The organism is Vibrio rhodolitus, assembly GCF_003350325.1.
GTDB classification, from domain to species: Bacteria; Pseudomonadota; Gammaproteobacteria; order Enterobacterales; family Vibrionaceae; genus Vibrio; species Vibrio rhodolitus.
On the sequence record NZ_QLYZ01000025.1, the window covers coordinates 35,963 to 54,676 of the forward strand.

Annotated in this window: 18 protein-coding genes, 1 tRNA gene and 1 rRNA gene; 14 read left to right on the plus strand and 6 right to left on the minus strand. The window is 46.4% G+C overall.

Translation table 11 applies throughout. The features are described from left to right. The first annotated feature begins 95 nt into the window (after nucleotides 1–95). The 9 genes from acs to DPF93_RS18720 all read left to right on the plus strand — a co-directional run bounded on the left by acs (nucleotide 96) and on the right by DPF93_RS18720 (nucleotide 9,573). Nucleotides 96–2,048, plus strand: coding sequence for an acetate--CoA ligase (gene acs / locus DPF93_RS18680; RefSeq protein WP_114767579.1), 1,953 nt, complete (start codon nucleotides 96–98; stop codon nucleotides 2,046–2,048). Between the two features lie 293 nt (nucleotides 2,049–2,341). After that, on the plus strand, nucleotides 2,342–2,791 hold the full coding sequence (gene aroQ / locus DPF93_RS18685) for a type II 3-dehydroquinate dehydratase (protein WP_114767564.1): 450 nt from the start codon (nucleotides 2,342–2,344) through the stop codon (nucleotides 2,789–2,791). Between the two features lie 58 nt (nucleotides 2,792–2,849). Then, the gene (gene accB / locus DPF93_RS18690) at nucleotides 2,850–3,308 is read left to right on the plus strand and encodes an acetyl-CoA carboxylase biotin carboxyl carrier protein (protein ID WP_114767565.1); all 459 of its coding nucleotides are present in this window, start codon (nucleotides 2,850–2,852) and stop codon (nucleotides 3,306–3,308) included. A gap of 14 nt (nucleotides 3,309–3,322) precedes the next feature. Next, on the plus strand, nucleotides 3,323–4,666 hold the full coding sequence (accC, locus tag DPF93_RS18695) for an acetyl-CoA carboxylase biotin carboxylase subunit (RefSeq protein WP_114767566.1): 1,344 nt from the start codon (nucleotides 3,323–3,325) through the stop codon (nucleotides 4,664–4,666). A 108-nt stretch (nucleotides 4,667–4,774) separates the two neighbouring features. Beyond that, on the plus strand, nucleotides 4,775–5,662 hold the full coding sequence (gene prmA / locus DPF93_RS18700; protein WP_114767567.1) for a 50S ribosomal protein L11 methyltransferase: 888 nt from the start codon (nucleotides 4,775–4,777) through the stop codon (nucleotides 5,660–5,662). 139 nt (nucleotides 5,663–5,801) lie between these two features. Then, nucleotides 5,802–6,770: a tRNA dihydrouridine synthase DusB gene (gene dusB / locus DPF93_RS18705; RefSeq protein ID WP_164675397.1), complete on the plus strand. Its 969-nt coding sequence runs from the start codon at nucleotides 5,802–5,804 to the stop codon at nucleotides 6,768–6,770. Nucleotides 6,771–6,793: 23 nt separating this feature from the next. Continuing rightward, nucleotides 6,794–7,090, plus strand: coding sequence for a DNA-binding transcriptional regulator Fis (gene fis / locus DPF93_RS18710; RefSeq protein ID WP_000462885.1), 297 nt, complete (start codon nucleotides 6,794–6,796; stop codon nucleotides 7,088–7,090). Between the two features lie 304 nt (nucleotides 7,091–7,394). Further along, nucleotides 7,395–8,411, plus strand: coding sequence for an alcohol dehydrogenase AdhP (gene adhP / locus DPF93_RS18715; RefSeq protein ID WP_114767580.1), 1,017 nt, complete (start codon nucleotides 7,395–7,397; stop codon nucleotides 8,409–8,411). Nucleotides 8,412–8,586: 175 nt separating this feature from the next. Continuing rightward, the gene (locus DPF93_RS18720; protein WP_114767569.1) at nucleotides 8,587–9,573 is read left to right on the plus strand and encodes a sensor domain-containing diguanylate cyclase; all 987 of its coding nucleotides are present in this window, start codon (nucleotides 8,587–8,589) and stop codon (nucleotides 9,571–9,573) included. A gap of 18 nt (nucleotides 9,574–9,591) precedes the next feature. On the opposite strand, the gene zntR is transcribed toward DPF93_RS18720, so the two are convergent. Then, nucleotides 9,592–10,029, minus strand: coding sequence for a Zn(2+)-responsive transcriptional regulator (gene zntR, locus DPF93_RS18725; protein ID WP_114767570.1), 438 nt, complete (start codon nucleotides 10,027–10,029; stop codon nucleotides 9,592–9,594). A gap of 261 nt (nucleotides 10,030–10,290) precedes the next feature. Here zntR and purH point away from each other — a divergent pair, with 261 nt between their 5' ends. Continuing rightward, on the plus strand, nucleotides 10,291–11,883 hold the full coding sequence (gene purH / locus DPF93_RS18735; RefSeq protein ID WP_114767571.1) for a bifunctional phosphoribosylaminoimidazolecarboxamide formyltransferase/IMP cyclohydrolase: 1,593 nt from the start codon (nucleotides 10,291–10,293) through the stop codon (nucleotides 11,881–11,883). A gap of 282 nt (nucleotides 11,884–12,165) precedes the next feature. Beyond that, a complete protein-coding gene (gene purD / locus DPF93_RS18740) occupies nucleotides 12,166–13,455 on the plus strand; it encodes a phosphoribosylamine--glycine ligase (protein ID WP_114767572.1) in 1,290 nt (429 codons plus the stop codon). 65 nt (nucleotides 13,456–13,520) lie between these two features. Here purD and DPF93_RS18745 read toward each other — a convergent pair whose 3' ends face one another. Further along, complete coding sequence (locus tag DPF93_RS18745; RefSeq protein ID WP_114767573.1) at nucleotides 13,521–14,216, minus strand: DUF1481 domain-containing protein; 696 nt, start codon at nucleotides 14,214–14,216, stop codon at nucleotides 13,521–13,523. A gap of 48 nt (nucleotides 14,217–14,264) precedes the next feature. Beyond that, the gene (hupA, locus tag DPF93_RS18750; RefSeq protein ID WP_075649482.1) at nucleotides 14,265–14,537 is read right to left on the minus strand and encodes a nucleoid-associated protein HU-alpha; all 273 of its coding nucleotides are present in this window, start codon (nucleotides 14,535–14,537) and stop codon (nucleotides 14,265–14,267) included. 351 nt (nucleotides 14,538–14,888) lie between these two features. On the opposite strand from hupA, the gene DPF93_RS18755 reads away from it, so the two are divergent. Next, complete coding sequence (locus DPF93_RS18755; protein WP_114767574.1) at nucleotides 14,889–15,989, plus strand: CNNM domain-containing protein; 1,101 nt, start codon at nucleotides 14,889–14,891, stop codon at nucleotides 15,987–15,989. A gap of 53 nt (nucleotides 15,990–16,042) precedes the next feature. Here DPF93_RS18755 and DPF93_RS18760 read toward each other — a convergent pair whose 3' ends face one another. Further along, complete coding sequence (locus DPF93_RS18760) at nucleotides 16,043–16,630, minus strand: YjaG family protein (protein WP_114767575.1); 588 nt, start codon at nucleotides 16,628–16,630, stop codon at nucleotides 16,043–16,045. Nucleotides 16,631–16,702: 72 nt separating this feature from the next. Here DPF93_RS18760 and DPF93_RS18765 point away from each other — a divergent pair, with 72 nt between their 5' ends. Both DPF93_RS18765 and DPF93_RS18770 read left to right on the plus strand, forming a co-directional pair. After that, entirely contained in the window at nucleotides 16,703–17,629 is a 927-nt protein-coding gene (locus DPF93_RS18765; protein WP_114767576.1) for a D-2-hydroxyacid dehydrogenase, read from the plus strand. After that, nucleotides 17,629–18,198 (plus strand): uracil-DNA glycosylase family protein, encoded by a 570-nt coding sequence (locus tag DPF93_RS18770; RefSeq protein WP_114767577.1) that lies wholly within the window; start codon nucleotides 17,629–17,631, stop codon nucleotides 18,196–18,198. The genes DPF93_RS18765 and DPF93_RS18770 overlap by 1 nt, the downstream gene beginning before the upstream one ends. Before the next feature lie 311 nt (nucleotides 18,199–18,509). On the opposite strand, the gene DPF93_RS18775 is transcribed toward DPF93_RS18770, so the two are convergent. Further along, nucleotides 18,510–18,586: transfer RNA gene (locus DPF93_RS18775), tRNA-Asp, on the minus strand. Nucleotides 18,587–18,628: 42 nt separating this feature from the next. Further along, a 5S ribosomal RNA gene (rrf, locus tag DPF93_RS18780) occupies nucleotides 18,629–18,714 on the minus strand; the annotation flags it as partial.

An 18,714-nucleotide genomic window follows, 5' to 3' on the forward strand; every position in this document is an offset into this window, starting at 1 on the left:
TTATGAGCTTAGAGCTTGAAAACAAAGATGTGACTGTAGATGCCATTTCTTATTTTTTGTCTACAGAATCGCTCAATTCACAAGGAGAGAGAGCAATGAGTGAAGCCCACGTTTATCCGGTAAAAGAGAATATCAAAGCTACAACGCACGCGGATAATGACACTTACCTTGCCATGTATCAGCAGTCAGTTTCTGATCCAGAAGGGTTCTGGAGTGAGCATGGTAAAGTCGTTGACTGGATCAAGCCTTTCACCAAAGTAAAAAGCACCTCATTTGACACAGGTCACGTAGACATTCGCTGGTTTGAAGACGGCACACTGAACGTTTCTGCTAACTGTATTGATCGCCACTTGGCTGAGCGCGGCGATGAAGTTGCGATCATCTGGGAAGGCGACGATCCTGCCGATGATAAAACACTGACTTTTAACGAGCTGCACAAAGAAGTATGTAAGTTCTCTAACGCGCTAAAAGAGCAAGGCGTGCATAAAGGCGATGTGGTGTGTCTGTACATGCCAATGGTACCTGAAGCGGCTATCGCAATGCTGGCTTGTACTCGCATTGGCGCGGTGCATACCGTGGTATTTGGTGGTTTCTCTCCAGAAGCACTTTCTGGTCGTATCATCGACTCAGACGCAAAAATCGTGATCACCGCTGACGAAGGTGTGCGTGGTGGCCGTGCCGTTCCGCTGAAAAAGAACGTCGACGAAGCGCTGACTAACCCTGAAGTAACGACCATCAAAAAAGTGATGGTATTAAAGCGCACCGGTGGTGATGTTGATTGGCATGAGCACCGTGATGTTTGGTGGCATGAAGCAACCGCTAACGTTTCAGAAGTATGCCCACCAGAAGAGATGAAAGCAGAAGATCCGCTGTTTATCCTGTATACCTCAGGTTCAACGGGTAAACCAAAAGGCGTACTGCACACTACAGGTGGCTATTTAGTTTATGCCACGATGACGTTTAAATACGTATTTGACTACCAAGAAGGCGAGACATTCTGGTGTACGGCGGATGTGGGTTGGATCACCGGTCATACTTACCTTATTTACGGACCGCTAGCTAACGGTGCCAAGACGATTCTATTTGAAGGCGTGCCAAACTACCCAAGCACGGCGCGCATGAGTGAAGTAGTCGATAAACATCAAGTCAATATTCTTTACACTGCACCAACCGCTATCCGCGCGCTAATGGCGAAAGGTAATGAGGCAGTTGAAGGCACATCACGCTCTAGCCTACGAGTGATGGGCTCGGTAGGTGAGCCAATCAACCCAGAAGCGTGGGAGTGGTACTACAAAACCATCGGTAATGAAAAATCACCAATCGTTGATACTTGGTGGCAAACAGAAACTGGCGGCATTTTGATTGCACCATTACCAGGCGCAACAGATTTGAAACCAGGTTCGGCAACTCGTCCATTCTTCGGCGTACAACCTGCGCTGGTTGATAACATGGGTAACATCATCGAAGAAACCGCGGCTGAAGGTAACCTTGTTATCCTCGACTCATGGCCAGGTCAGATGCGTACCGTTTACGGTGACCATGAGCGCTTTGAACAAACGTACTTCTCAACCTTCAAAGGCATGTACTTCACTAGTGATGGTGCTCGTCGTGATGAAGATGGTTACTACTGGATCACAGGTCGTGTTGATGACGTCCTGAACGTTTCTGGTCACCGCATGGGCACAGCAGAAATTGAGTCAGCACTAGTGGCTCACGATAAGATTGCTGAAGCGGCGATTGTGGGTATTCCGCATGACATCAAAGGTCAAGCTATCTATGCCTACGTGACGCTTAACGATGGTGAGTTCCCATCAGCTGAGCTACACAAAGAAGTGAAAAACTGGGTACGTAAAGAGATTGGTCCAATCGCCACACCAGATGTACTGCACTGGACAGATTCACTACCGAAAACGCGTTCAGGTAAGATCATGCGTCGTATCCTACGTAAGATCGCCACCGGTGACACCAGCAACCTTGGTGACACGTCAACACTGGCAGATCCAAGCGTAGTCGACAAACTCATCGCAGAGAAAGCTGAATTAGCTTAATCACGCTCTCACTATCACTAAGCCGTCACATCGTGGCGGCTTTTTTTGTGTCTAGATCGGATTATTTCCCGTCAATCCTACTGTGACAAACAGTGTTTCTGTTATCTCGGTTACAGAAAACAAAGGCAAATATAGGTGATTAGACCAGTAAATTGCTGCTAATTGCGCTGAATTAGCTATAATCGTGGACGATTTTTTAAAAATCGCTCGATTTGCACTGAAAAATCGCGTTGATTTATCGTATATTAGGAAACCGACTCGTTTCACTCACGATAAAGGAAGATAGCCACATAATGTCAGCAAAATCACGAATTCTACTTCTGAACGGTCCGAACCTTAATTTATTAGGGCTTCGCGAACCTGCACATTATGGGTCACAAACCCTTGACCAAATCGTCGCAACTCTAGCGCAACAAGCTACAGAGGCGGGAATCGAATTTGAGCATCTTCAATCGAACCGTGAATATGAACTTATTGAAACGATTCATGCTGCGTACAACCAAGTGGATTTTATCATTATAAATCCAGCGGCGTTTACTCACACCAGCGTTGCGCTGCGAGATGCCCTACTTGGCGTGGCAATTCCATTTATTGAAGTACATTTGTCCAATGTGCACGCCCGAGAGCCATTCCGTCACCATTCTTACTTGTCAGATAAAGCGCAAGGGGTGATTTGTGGTTTAGGTGCACAAGGCTACGAATTTGCATTGTCGGCAGCAATCAAACACCTGCAGGCGAAGTAACCTAACACTCTGCAACCTTAAGGGTTGTCTTACTCACAAGATAAAAGAGAAAGCAAACATGGATATCCGTAAAATTAAGAAGCTGATTGAATTAGTAGAAGAGTCTGGCATTGCTGAGCTTGAGATTTCTGAAGGTGAAGAGTCAGTACGCATCAGTCGTCACGGCGTGGCAGCACCAGTACAAGCGGCTCCAATTCAATACGCAGCAGCACCTGCTCCAGTAGCAGCGCCAGCGGCAGCACCAGTTGCAGCAGAAGCACCAGCTGCAGCGGCAATGCCAGCGGGTCACCAAGTGCTTTCTCCAATGGTTGGTACTTTCTACCGTTCACCAAGTCCAGACGCGAAATCATTCGTAGAAGTTGGTCAAACAGTTAAAGCTGGCGACACGCTATGTATCGTTGAAGCAATGAAGATGATGAACCAAATCGAAGCAGATAAGTCTGGTGTGGTAACTGCAATCCTAGTAGAAGATGGTCAACCAGTAGAATTCGACCAGCCGCTAGTAGTAATCGAATAATCGAGGCTGAAGCTATGCTAGATAAATTAGTCATCGCGAACCGAGGTGAAATTGCACTTCGTATCCTTCGCGCATGTAAAGAGCTAGGCATCAAAACCGTAGCGGTACACTCTACGGCTGACCGCGACCTTAAGCACGTATTGCTAGCAGATGAATCAATCTGTATCGGTCCTGCACGCGGTATTGATAGCTACCTAAATATTCCACGCATCATTTCAGCAGCTGAAGTGACTGGCGCAGTGGCGATTCACCCAGGTTACGGCTTCCTGTCTGAAAACGCAGACTTTGCTGAGCAAGTTGAACGCAGTGGCTTTATCTTTGTTGGTCCAAAAGCGGATACCATCCGCATGATGGGTGACAAGGTTTCAGCTATCAACGCCATGAAAAAAGCAGGCGTTCCATGTGTTCCAGGTTCTGACGGTCCACTAGACAACGATGAAGTGAAGAACAAAGCCCACGCAAAACGCATTGGTTACCCAGTAATCATCAAAGCGTCTGGCGGCGGCGGCGGTCGTGGTATGCGTGTTGTACGTAGCGAAGCTGAGCTAACTCAAGCTATCGCAATGACGCGCGCAGAAGCAAAAGCAGCCTTCAACAACGACATGGTTTACATGGAGAAATTCCTAGAGAACCCGCGTCACGTTGAAGTTCAAGTGATTGCTGACGGTCAAGGCGGTGCTATCCACCTAGGTGAGCGTGACTGTTCTATGCAGCGTCGTCACCAAAAAGTGGTTGAAGAAGCGCCTGCACCAGGCATCACGGAAGAGATGCGTAAGTACATCGGTGAACGTTGTACACGTGCTTGTATTGAAATCGGCTACCGCGGCGCAGGTACTTTTGAGTTCCTATATGAAAACGGCGAGTTCTACTTCATCGAAATGAACACCCGTATTCAAGTAGAGCACCCAGTAACAGAAATGGTTACTGGCGTTGACCTCATCAAAGAGCAGCTACGTGTTGCAGCAGGTCAACCTCTGTCGTTTACTCAAGATGACATTAAGATCCGTGGCCATGCGATTGAGTGTCGTATCAACGCTGAAGATCCAGAGCGTTTCCTACCTTCTCCAGGTAAGATCGAACGCTTCCATGCTCCTGGCGGTATGGGCGTACGTTGGGAATCGCATATCTACTCTGGCTACACAGTGCCACCGCACTACGATTCAATGATCGGTAAGCTAATCACTTACGGTGAGAACCGCGACGTAGCTATCGCACGCATGAAAAATGCGCTAGGCGAGATGATTGTAGAAGGCATCAAAACTAACGTGCCACTACAAATGTCGATTATGAACGACGAGAACTTCCAACACGGTGGTGCAAACATCCACTACCTAGAGAAGAAGCTTGGTCTGCAATAATTGCCTCGCTTAATCGAGTTAAATGCCCACATTACGTGGGCATTTTTGCTTCTGGCTGCTAAACTCTGCGCCAATATTCTGATTCAACCACGTTAAGAGCACATACTCATGCCTTGGATTCAAATCAAACTCAATGCGACCAACCAAAACGCCGAAATGATCGGTGATATGCTAATGGAAGAGACTGGCGCGCTATCGGTAACCTTTTTAGATGCGCAAGACACACCAGTATTTGAACCTCTACCAGGCGAGACTCGCTTATGGGGTGATACTGACATTCTGGCGCTGTATGACGCTGAAGCCGACACTCAATTGGTGTTAAACCAAATCAAAGCAAGCAACATGCTGGCAGAAGATTTTGCTCATAAAGTTGAGCAGCTTGAAGATAAAGATTGGGAACGCGAATGGATGGATAACTTCCACCCAATGAAATTTGGTGAGCGCCTATGGATTTGTCCTAGCTGGCGTGAAATCCCAGAGCCTGATGCCGTCAATGTTATGCTGGATCCTGGTCTAGCTTTCGGTACGGGTACGCACCCAACAACTGCACTATGCCTTGAGTGGCTAGAAAGTCTGGATCTCCAAGGCAAAACGGTTATCGACTTCGGTTGTGGCTCTGGCATCCTAGCGATCGCGGCGATCAAACTGGGCGCAGAAAAAGTTATCGGGATCGACATTGATCCTCAAGCACTTCTTGCTTCGAAAGACAACGCCGAGCGTAATGGCGTGGCTGAGCAGCTAGAAGTATTCCTACCTCAAGATCAGCCTGAAGGTTTGATTGCAGACGTCGTGGTAGCAAACATTCTAGCCGGTCCTCTACGAGAACTTTCTCCTATCATTAAGAGCCTTGTTAAGCCAAATGGTCTACTTGCGATGTCTGGCGTACTAGACACGCAAGCTGAAGATGTTGCCGACCATTACCGTGACGAGCTTCACATTGATCCGATTAAAGAGCAAAGTGAGTGGTGTCGCATCTCTGGCCGCAAGCAAGGCTAGACAAGGTTTTTACGCTTAATAGACTGAATTTTATACAAATTAACAAAACAATTTGTAAATGCTCAAATATTAGTCTTTTCACGCAGTGAAAAAATGCGTAAAATGCGCGCCCTTGCTGGTACAGAACTGTGAAGACGTTTTGAAAATAGGTAATTATCAACTTAAGAACAAACTAATCGTTGCTCCAATGGCGGGCGTTACGGATAGACCGTTTCGAGAGTTGTGTCTCCGTTATGGCGCGGGTATGGCCGTCAGTGAAATGATGTCGTCGAACCCGAAACTTTGGAAGACTGCGAAATCAAAACAACGCATGGTACACGCAGGCGAATCGGGCATCCGCTCGGTACAGATCGCCGGCGCTGATCCCCAGCTTATGGCTGAAGCAGCTCAGTTTAGTGTTGAAAACGGTGCGCAAATCATCGACATCAATATGGGCTGCCCAGCTAAAAAAGTGAATAAGAAGCTAGCCGGCTCTGCGTTACTTAAGTATCCAGATATCATTGAAGATATCTTGAAAACAGTAGTTAACGCGGTCGATGTCCCTGTGACATTGAAAACCCGTACTGGCTGGGACACAGACAATAAAAACTGCGTCCAAATCGCTAAATTAGCCGAAGACTGCGGCATACAAGCTTTAGCCCTGCACGGGCGTACTAAGGCGTGTATGTACAAGGGTGAGGCCGAATACGACAGCATCAAGGCGGTAAAACAAGCCATCTCTATCCCGGTTATCGCTAACGGTGATATCGATAGCCCTGAGAAGGCGAAATTTGTACTGGATTATACCGGTGCAGACGCTCTGATGATTGGACGCCCTGCCCAGGGTCGTCCGTGGATTTTCCAGGAAATCCAGCACTATTTGGAAAACGGCACCGTAATGCCACAGCTTCCTCACGAGGAAGTGAAAGGCATTATGCTTGGTCATGTGAATGCTCTGCATGAATTTTATGGAGAGTTCTTAGGCCCTCGCATTGCCCGTAAGCATGTGGGTTGGTACCTAAAAGAGCATGAGCAAGCTAACGAGTTTCGCCGTACCTTCAACGCGATTGAGATTGCTGCAGAGCAACTTGAAGCGTTAGAGGGTTATTTTGATAACGTTGCACCATAATTACGAGAAGAGCTAGACCGAATATGTTCGAACAAAATCTAACTTCAGAAGCATTAACAGTAACTACAGTAACTTCACAAGATCAAATCACGCAAAAGCCACTACGTGATTCTGTTAAAGCGTCTCTTAAAAACTATCTTGCTCAATTAAACGGTCAAGAAGTTACAGAACTATACGAATTAGTTCTAGCTGAAGTTGAACAGCCACTACTAGACACCATCATGCAGTACACTCGCGGTAACCAAACTCGCGCAGCAACTATGATGGGCATCAACCGCGGTACTCTTCGTAAGAAACTGAAAAAATACGGCATGAACTAATCTTTTTTGGTTCATCATTAATTAAGAGGTCATGTTAGCAATAACATGACCTTTTTTTATCTCTTCAACATTGATATTTCCCTCAATGGGCATGCATCACTTCTAGCACGTAAATCCCTTAAATTTGTGCAGTCTTTTCGCCCTGTTGCGTGATTGAGTACTCGATCGCAAAACCTAATCCATACCCTGCATTGAATAATTCTCATTAAGCGTTCAGTTTGAATGTATCGCACAAAGGTTTGTCAACTCGAGCAATCTCGATAATGGATTGTCGGTTAATTAAAACAAACGGAGAATAACAATGATGAAAGCAGCAGTAGTCAGTGAATTCAAAGGTCCACTGGTCATTAAAGATATCCCACTACCTAACGTGAAACCACGTGATGTATTAGTCAAAGTTCATGCTTGTGGTGTTTGCCATACCGACTTGCACGCCTGTCATGGTGATTGGCCGGTCAAACCCAAAATGCCACTCGTGCCTGGGCACGAAGGCGTGGGTGAAATTGTTGAAGTGGGCAGTGAAATAAGCCACCTTAAAGTCGGTGACCGAGTCGGCGTTCCATGGTTATACAGTGCATGTGGTCACTGTGACTACTGCCTAGACGGTCAAGAAACCCTGTGTCACGATCAACATAACGCGGGTTATTCGGTTGACGGTGGTTACGCGGAGTTCTGTCTTGCCAACGGCGAGTACGTCGTTAAGATCCCTGATGGCTTAAGTTATGTCGATGCCGCGCCGCTATTTTGCGCCGGCGTCACAACCTACAAAGCGCTCAAAGTGACGGGGGTAAAACCGGGACAATGGGTGGCAGCGATTGGTGCCGGTGGTCTTGGGCACCTAGCGATTCAATATGCCGTTGCGATGGGGATGAATGTTATTGCTGTTGATACTGGCGAGGAGAAGCTCGCCCTTGCTAAAGAGCTTGGCGCGCAGCATACCATCGACTTTATGCAAGAAAGCCCATCAGAGCGCATTCGCGAAATCACCAACGGTGGTGTGCACGGCGTTGTCTGTACTGCCGTTTCTCAGCCTGCATTTAAAGAAGCTTACGCGTCGATTCGCCGTGGTGGCGCGTGTGTTCTTGTGGGATTGCCACCTGAAGAAATGCCAATCCCTATCTTCGATACGGTACTAAATGGCGTCAAAGTCATTGGTTCCATTGTCGGCACACGTAAAGATCTACAAGAGTGCTTACAGTTTGCCGCAGAAGGTAAAGTCAAAGCGATCACTCAAGTTAAGCAACTAGAAGACATTAATGACATCTTTGCCGATATGGAAAAAGGTGAAATTACCGGTCGCATTGTAATGGAACTCGCTTAAGCCACCCACTTAACCAATAGCTAAGCAAGTAGCGGCAGCTGCTTGCTTATTCCTTTTTGCGCAATTTGTACACACTGCTATAAAAACAAACACTTAATATGCAACCAAAGTAAATTGTTTTATGAATACAATACGCTAAAATGCTTATTCCAATATTCACCAGCTAAGGCAATGCATGTTAAATCGTCGAGAGGAATGGTTAGATTTCATTCTTAATTCCTTGCCTGATCACGTCTTTATCTTAGATGAAGCTGGTAGATATGTTGATAGCTACGGCGGTCAATACAACTCGAAGGATTTTGATGCCAAGAGTTATATAGGCTTGCACCTAGACCAAGTGCTCTCCAATGACAAAGCTGCCGAGCTGAAGCAATATATCGATCAAGTCATCGAGTCAAAACAGACTCTCGTGGTGAAATACAACCTTAAGCTGCACGATCATTTATTACTCTCTATCGAAGAGTTACAAGATTCCGCTCTGCCTGAAGAGAGTTGGTTTGAAGCGATCATTAATTATGTCTCGCCAGCACAAACCGGTTCACATCAAGTTATGTGGTCGGTGCGTAACGTTACTCAAACTCATCTATTAGAAAGCAAGCTGAAAAAACTCTCAGAGACGGATGAACTCACCAATATCCTCAACCGCCGAGCATTTTTGCTTGAGCTTGAACAAGCCTTTCTCGCGCAAAAAGAAAAAGATCAGCCCTTGGTGTGCTTGATGATCGACATCGACCACTTTAAAGAAATTAATGATATGGTCGGACACTTATCTGGTGATGAAGTGATTAAACACGTCGCTCAGGTGTGCCAAACGCAGATCCGCGCTACGGATCATATTGGTCGTTTGGGCGGTGAAGAGTTTGGTATATTGCTTAGACATACTAACGCGATTCAAGCTTTTGATATTGCCGAGAGGGTTCGTCATTCACTCAGCACATCTGCTTGCAACGTCGAAAATAATGACATTTTCCCGACCGTGAGCATCGGCATCGCGGAGTGCAATCAAAACGTTGATTCAATGAAAAGACTACTGATCAACGCCGACAAAGCGATGTACTACTCAAAGCGTACCGGGCGCGATCAGGTAACGATTTATCACGATAATCTACCGGATCTCAAGATACACTCTGCTGCAAAGTCGCAAATTCTCCGCGCCTGCTAGCCACCAGCAGCGCGCGGCTCACTTATGGTGATGACAACAGCTCTCTGCTTCTTCCTCACTCGCCAGTGCTCCTAAGATTGAGCAATGACTGGCGTTATCGTCTACATCACCACAACAGGCATCGTTGATCTTTTTTAGTGCGCTGCGAATGCGGGTCAATTCTTCAATCTTCTCATCAATCACTTGCAGTTTTGCCGTCGTGATGGCTTTTACCTCAGCACAGCTATGTTCAGTCGCCTCGAGCTTAATCTCAAGCAGTTCTTTGATCTCCTCAAGGCTAAGCCCCAAATCTTTGGCTTTGAGAATAAACGCGACTTGCTTTTGGTTCTCTTCACTATACAAGCGGTACCCTGACTCGCTGCGGCTTGCAGGTTTAATCAGGGCGTTTTTTTCATAAAACCTCAGCGTATCAGCGGTAACACCACAGCGTTTTGCCAATTCTCCGATTTGGAACATAACTTTTCCTATTAACCGTTTCGTTACTTATCAAGCTAAACATGACGGAAATTACAATTATTTTTGCGATGCCAAACGATTGCGCGAGCTTTTTTGTAATAAATTAGTTAGAATGTGCGCCATCAAATTCAGAGCATCGCAAATGCTCTTGGAAATGGCAAAAGGTCTTTACCAAAACTGGCCAATATTCTAGCCAAGGTTAGAAACAAGTTCATTTTTGGCAAGCATCTTTTAATTCGTGAATTTGAGGAAAATGGAAGCATGAATAACGCTCGTCCTATTCGCCGCGCGCTTATCAGCGTATCAGACAAAACAGGTATTGTTGAGTTTGCTCAAGCTCTAGCGGAGCGTGGTGTCGATATTCTATCGACTGGTGGTACTGCTCGCCTACTGGCTGATAAAGGTATCTCAGTAACAGAAGTATCTGATTACACTGGTTTCCCAGAAATGATGGACGGTCGCGTTAAGACCCTGCATCCAAAAGTTCACGGTGGCGTTCTCGGTCGTCGCGGTCAAGATGACAACATCATGGAAAAGCACGGCATTAATCCAATTGATATGGTGGTCGTCAACCTATACCCATTTGCAGAAACAGTAGCTAAAGAAGGCTGTACGCTTGCTGATGCGGTCGAAAACATCGATATCGGTGGTCCAACTATGGTTCGCTCAGCCGCTAAAAACCATAAAGATGTCACGATTGTAGTTAACGCCAAAGACTACAACCGCGTTATCGCGGAAATGGATGCCAACCAAACGTCATTGACGCTAGAAACGCGTTTCGACCTTGCGATTGCCGCTTTTGAGCACACTGCAGCGTATGACGGCATGATTGCCAACTACTTCGGTACTATGGTTCCCTCTTACGGTGAGAACAAGGAAGGCGACCAAGAGAGCAAATTCCCTCGCACCTTCAACCAGCAATTCATCAAGAAGCAAGATATGCGTTACGGTGAGAACAGTCACCAAGATGCAGCTTTCTATGTTGAAGAGCATCCGCAAGAAGCCTCAGTTGCGACAGCTCGCCAAATCCAAGGTAAAGCGCTTTCTTACAACAACATCGCTGATACTGATGCCGCACTTGAGTGTGTGAAAGAGTTCAGTGAGCCAGCATGTGTGATCGTCAAGCATGCTAACCCTTGTGGCGTGGCACTAGGCAAAGACATCTTGGAAGCCTACAACCGCGCTTACCAAACAGACCCAACGTCTGCGTTTGGTGGCATCATCGCATTTAACCAAGAGCTGGATGCAGCAACCGCTTCAGCTATCGTTGAGCGTCAGTTTGTTGAGGTAATCATTGCGCCGTCTGTGTCAGCTGAAGCAGTTGAAGTCGTGGCAGCGAAAAAGAATGTTCGCCTACTAGAATGTGGGGAATGGTCAACGCAAACCACTGGCTTTGACGTGAAACGCGTTAATGGCGGCTTGCTAGTTCAAGACCGTGATCAAGGCATGGTTAGCTTGGGCGACCTAAAAGTTGTATCAAAACGTCAGCCAACGGAAGAAGAACTAAAAGACGCTCTGTTCTGCTGGAAAGTAGCGAAATATGTCAAATCGAACGCGATTGTTTACGCGAAAGGCGATATGACCATTGGTGTTGGTGCTGGTCAAATGAGCCGCGTCTACTCAGCGAAAATTGCCGGCATTAAAGCTGCAGATGAAGGTCTAGAGGTTGCTGGTAGCGTGATGGCGTCAGATGCTTTCTTCCCATTCCGTGATGGCATTGATGCAGCAGCAGAAGCAGGCATTAAGTGTGTGATTCAACCTGGTGGTTCAATGCGCGATGACGAAGTTATCGCAGCAGCCGATGAACATGGTATGGCGATGATCTTTACCGGAATGCGTCACTTCCGCCACTAATTTCCTCTGCGTAATTGGTGATGTGGCGTTGTTAACTGCTTTCGCCCACCCCGGTCACATAGCGGACCATGCTCCCGGGGATGGGCTCAATTGCTGCCTAGCCACATCACCAATTACTTTGAGCAAGACTTATAATTTTGTTTTTTAAATATTCCGATATTTGAAATACGTAGAGCAAGTCAGTGACTTTAGTTCAAGGAAAACACGCGGAGCTTATGACCATAAGTGAGCATGTTTGACACAGCAATAAAGGCTCTGAAGCAGCTATAAGGATTTTAAAACATGAATGTATTGATTATTGGTGCCGGCGGTCGTGAACATGCACTGGGTTGGAAAGTCGCACAAAACCCTAACGTAGAAACAATCTTTATTGCCCCAGGTAACGCAGGCACCGCTCTTGAGCCTAAGCTTGAAAACGTCAACATCGGTGTAGAAGACATTGATACCTTAGTGAATTTCGCCAAAGAAAATTCAATTGAGCTAACCATCGTTGGCCCTGAAGCGCCATTAGTGATTGGTGTGGTTGATGCGTTCCAAGCAGAAGGTCTTGCGATCTTTGGTCCAACTCAAGGCGCTGCGCAACTGGAAGGTTCGAAAGCCTTCACCAAAGATTTCTTAGCTCGCCACCAAATCCCTACTGCCGCTTATGCGAACTTCACTGAAATCGAGCCAGCACTGGCTTACGTTCGTGAACAAGGTGCACCTATTGTGGTGAAAGCAGATGGTCTCGCGGCAGGTAAAGGCGTGATTGTGGCAATGACGCTGCAAGAAGCAGAAGATGCGATTCAAGATATGCTAGCTGGTAATGCATTTGGCGATGCCGGTAGCCGCGTGGTGATCGAAGAGTTCCTTGATGGTGAAGAGGCGAGCTTTATCGTCATGGTAGACGGTGAGAACGTACTACCAATGGCAACCAGCCAAGATCACAAACGTGTTGGCGATAAAGACACCGGACCAAATACAGGGGGGATGGGCGCGTACTCACCAGCTCCTGTAGTCACCACTGAAATCCACAACCGCATTATGGAAGAAGTGATTTACCCTACGGTTCGCGGCATGGCAGCCGAGGGCAACCCATACACCGGTTTCCTATATGCAGGACTAATGATCGATAAAGCTGGCACTCCAAAAGTAATTGAGTACAACTGCCGCTTTGGTGACCCAGAGACTCAACCAATCATGATGCGTATGCAATCAGATATGGTTGAGCTGTGTCTTGCTGCGCTAAACAAGAGACTCGACCAAGTTGAATCGAAGTGGGATCCACGTGCTTCGATTGGTATCGTACTTGCAGCTGGCGGCTACCCTGCCGCTTACGACAAAGGTGATGTTATTTCCGGTCTGCCGCAAGTTGAAACTGAGGGCGAGAAAGTCTTCCACGCAGGCACCGACAATAAGGCCGGTGATATCGTGACTAATGGCGGTCGTGTATTATGCGCGACAGCGTTGGGCAATACGGTTTCTGAAGCGCAGGAACGCGCCTACGAGCTTGCTAAACAAATTAGCTGGAAAGGTATGTTCTACCGAAATGATATCGGTTATAGAGCGATTGAGCGCGAAAATAACGCATAATCAGACAAGCTAAACAGAAAAGGCGCTCATTGAGCGCCTTTTTTTATCTAAATTCAGTGGGTAGTTTAATTTTCCAGTAGCTGAGGTCTTGCAATACAAGATTGGCTATCGTCAGACAGCATTAGCAGGTCTTCAATCACTAAGCTGTCTCCGTCAGCACGGCCGACAAACGCCACAAAGCTATCGATACCCGCTAAGCGATCAACCACAAAGCTTGGTAAGCTTTGGTTAAACTCGAGCTTGTGGTATTCAGCGCCAGAACATGTTTCAAACTCACGTCCATCCCAATAGCCTTGGATAAGCTCCATGCCCTCTTTCTCTTGCTGCTTGGTTTTCTCCGCGACATTGACCGCTTCACCTTGCAACTGCTCAAGCATGTCATTTTTCAAGGGTAAAACTTTACCATCGAGACGATACATCTGATAAACCGCTTCACCCTGTTGGTTAAAGCGCACGTGAATCGTATAAGGCACTAAGCCTTGACTACCTTTGAGTTGTTCACCTTCACGAATCAGCTCTCTAACACTGCCCTCTTCCCAGCGATAATTACTTTGGTACCAACCATAGTCACCTGCAACCACGTAATCAGCAGCACTTAATGGAATCGCGAGCCTATCGGTAAACCAATACAGACTGGTGGCATCACCCATGCTTTGACCGCCAGAATGGTTTAGCGTCGCATCAATGGTCGAGTTAGTAATATCAGCTGAACAGCCGAAAAGAAAAGAGATGATTAGTGAAGGAAGGAGGTGTTTTTTCATATAAGGTCTTGCAAACGCCAAGGTCAGATGACCTTGGCGTTAATTAAATTATTTCACTGCGTCTTTAAGTGCTTTACCAGCAACGAAAGCAGGAACATTTGCAGCTGCGATTTGAATCTCAGCACCAGTCTTAGGGTTACGACCAGTACGTGCTGCGCGGTGGTTTACTTTGAATGTACCAAAACCAATTAGTTGAACTTGGTCACCCTCTTTAAGTGCGCCAGATACGCCTTCAAGAGTTGCTTCAAGAGCAGCTTTAGCTTGTGCTTTTGATAGGTCTGCTTTCTCAGCGATAAAGTCGATTAATTGGGTCTTGTTCATTAGGTTTCCCTTCTCATATGTTATCGAATTCAACTCACTCTAAAACATAAATGCCCCATCTGGCAAAGGTTTGTAGGCATTCTTTGGCTTTAATGCGTGACTTTTAACCATAATATGAGTATTAACTCACAAATTGTTACTGGTTGAGTCATAATCAATACTTGTTTTTCAACCAATTTAACCTTATTTATAAACCGCTCAAGTCATGTGAAGCCTGATATTACGGGGCTTGAGCGATGACAAAATACACACACCAATAATGCCCAGGTATATCGAACGTGCTTCCATTGAGAACAGTGATAGCAATTCGCAGCAAAATTAGGTCGTGGTAATAACTTTTATAGGAACAATATGTTGCTGCTAACTATATACGTCACTGTCGCGATTGGCGTATCTTTTATCTGTTCAGTTCTCGAAGCGGTCTTACTAAGTATTACTCCGAGCTTTATTGCTCAAATGCGCCAACAGGGACACCCTGCAGCAGACAGACTGACTGCTCTAAAACAGGATATTGACCGTCCACTGGCGTCTATCTTGACGCTTAACACCATTGCGCACACCATCGGTGCAGCAACCGCCGGTGCGCAAGCTGCCGTTGTGTTCGGCAGTGAATGGCTCGGCGTGTTCTCTGGTGTACTAACGCTAGCGATTCTTGTGCTATCTGAAATCGTACCGAAAACCATTGGCGCGACATACTGGCGTCAACTCGCGCCGTTTGCTGCAACCACACTACGTTGGATGGTATGGTTACTGACTCCATTTGTTTGGTTCTCAGAACAGATCACTAAGCGTCTAGCTCGTGGTCATGAAGCACCAAAAATGCGTGATGAACTATCAGCGATGGCTATTCTTGCCAAAGAGAGCGGCGAGTTCGCCGAAGGTGAATCTAAGATCCTAAGCAACCTACTGGGTATTCAAGATGTACCAGTAACCCAAGTAATGACGCCTCGCCCAGTGGTATTCCGTGTTGATGCCGAGATGACGATCAAAGAGTTCTTAACCGAGCATCGTGATACGCCATTCTCTCGTCCACTGGTATACAGTCAAACGAATGACAATATCGTTGGTTTTGTTCACCGCCTAGAGCTATTCAAACTTAAGCAATCAGGCAGTGGTGATAAACAGCTAGGCTCTGTAATGCGCCCTGTGCACGTTCTGCTAAATAACATGCCATTGCCTAAGGCATTTGACCAAATGCTGTCTAAACGCCTTCAGCTTGCGTTAGTGGTAGATGAATATGGCACAGTTCAAGGCCTGCTAACGCTAGAAGATATCTTTGAGCATTTAGTTGGTGAAGAGATTGTTGACGAAGCAGATAACGCCACTGACATGCAAGAGCTGGCTTTTGAGCGTTGGGAAAAGTGGAAAAAGCAGCACGGCGTGATTGAAAGCCGCGACGATGATGAAGACGATGAAAAAGAAGAGTCTGAATCGAACGACAAAGATAAGTAAATACTGAAATAGACAAAGGGAGCGCAAGCTCCCTTTTTAGTACCAATTAAAAATTAAAGACCGATACCAATATTGCTGACGCCTTCATCTTTTAGCTCAGCGCGCAGATCTTTAATCAATTCAATATCACGCTCTTCAGCATCTTTCAGCGGACGGAAGATTGCCCACTGCACATCCCATTCAGCACAAACCGCTTCGTTGTCCTTTTGGTTTTCATCGGTGATCTCAATACCAGTCTGCGCCTCTTCTAATTGCGCGACCGTAAGCACAGATTGCTGGCTAACCTTCTGCATGCTTTCAAAAAGATCATCACGATCCAAAAGACCATGAAGCATTGTCGATAGAGCCACACACGCATCGATTGCTGGGTAAACGCCGTAAAAGTCGAAATCTTCTGAACTTGGAATAAGCTCTTCCAACTTCTCTAGCTGACGCTCGAAGTTAACCTTCGCAGTTTTCACCGTTAGTTGTTCCCAGATACTATCCAGGATGTCACGATAAGTGCGAGCAGAAGCAAACTGAGTGTTTTCACAAAACATTGCGTAGTTTGGATACATACGCTCACACAGACAAGCCATGAAGGTTATCTGTTTCCATGGTTCTAACTTCTCTAGACGAAGCTGAAGTGGGTTTCTTAGCATAATGGCTCAATTGGTTGCAGAAAAATACAGCGGCAGTTTACTTGATAACCAGCAGGGAAAAAAGCAAAGCCTATGAACATTTTCTCGAAAAAACTCTATATTTTAACCGAGCAAAACGATCACTATCGCCAGTTGGTCGAATCTTACAATCTACCTAATTTAGAGATCACACAAGACAAGCAAGATGCCCAGATCCTACTCGCTGCTCCGCCATTGCTCGCCGAATGTTTAGATGAGTTCACAAGCCTTGAATGGGTACAGTCTGTCTATGCTGGTGTCGATGCTCTGGTAAAAGATAGCCTACGCCAAGACTATCTGCTGACAAATGTGAAAGGGATTTTCGGTCAGCAAATTGCTGAGTATGTGTTAGGTTATACCATTGCTCATTATCGCCACTTCCTTGAATACCGAGAACAGCAAGCGAATAAAGATTGGCACCCCATTCCTTATACCTGCCTTGATAGTCAAACTATGGTCATTGTCGGAACAGGAGAGATAGGTAGCCACCTAGCGACAACAGCCAAGGCTTTTGGTCTCAAGGTTATCGGCGTGAATACACGTGGGATCCCCAAACCAGACTCACCGTTTGATGACATCTACCATATCGATGAACTCTCTAACGCGATTGCTAGCGCCAATATTGTCGTCAGTACGCTACCCGAAACGCCAGACACTCGCGGAATTTTCAATAAGCAAAGTTTCGCTCTTGCTCGTAGCATTCTATTTTTTAACGTCGGGCGTGGCACTAGTATCAATCAAGCAGCGTTACTAGAAAGCTTGGATCAAAATAAAATCGCCCATGCTTTCCTTGATGTGTTTGAGCAAGAGCCGCTTGCCCATTATCATCCTTACTGGTCACACCCTAATATTACTGTGACTCCCCATATCGCAGCAGTTAGCTTCCCAGAACAAGTGGTGAAGATCTTCGCCGACTACTATCTCGATTGGGAGCAAGGCTACACTCTTCATAACACGATTGATTTTAGTAAAGGCTATTAATGTTAGAGCCCCTATTAAACGAAATTAGGCAATGTCGCCTCTGCGAAGCAAACTTACCGTTAGGAGCTAACCCTGTCATCCAAGCTCATCAAGACGCGCGCCTGCTAATCATCGGACAAGCGCCTGGACTGCGAGTACATCAAAGCTCAATTCCTTGGAATGACCCCAGCGGTGATCGATTAAGAACATGGTTAGCTCTAGATAAAGGGACGTTCTACGATCCAAGAAAAGTCGCCATTATGCCGATGGGATTATGCTACCCAGGCAGAGGAAGCAGTGGCGATTTACCGCCAAGAAAAGAGTGTGCACCACAATGGCATCAAGCTGTACTCGCAAAGCTTTCGAATGTCGAAATGACGCTGCTGATCGGTCAATATGCACAAAACTACTATCTTGACGATAAGCCAAAAACACTGACTGAAACGGTACAGAAATGGCGCCGTTGGGCTCCAAAATACCTACCGCTACCTCACCCATCACCACGCAATACTTTATGGCTTAAAAAGAATCCATGGTTTGAAGCAGAGGTTGTGCCCTATATCAGAGACTATGTAAAGCAGAAGGTGTAGAGATGGGACGTTTCACTATGGAACAAGGAACGCTTTGCTACGGATGCGAGGAAGACCTAGAACAAAAGATTATAGAATTGAGAGTCGATATATATTCGCTGAATCATTGGATGGTTAGAGAGTAGAACGTTCCCGATTCCCGCATCTATAAGTGAGGCGCTAGCCGAACGTTCTCACATCTCGCTTCTCGAAACGACGTATCGCTGATACGGCGTGTTCCCGAAGCACGATATCTTGATATCGAGCGTTCCAATTTCACTTTCGCAGAATGTGAAAAAGCCCTGCTATTTCTAGCAGGGCTTCTCAATAAGTGGCGGAGTGGACGGGACTCGAACCCGCGACCCCCGGCGTGACAGGCCGGTATTCTAACCAACTGAACTACCACTCCGCAGTGGCTTACTCGCTATCAAGCAAGTGTCCATAATATAAAGCCTGGCGATGTCCTACTCTCACATGGGGAAGCCCCACACTACCATCGGCGCTAATTCGTTTCACTTCTGAGTTCGGCATGGAATC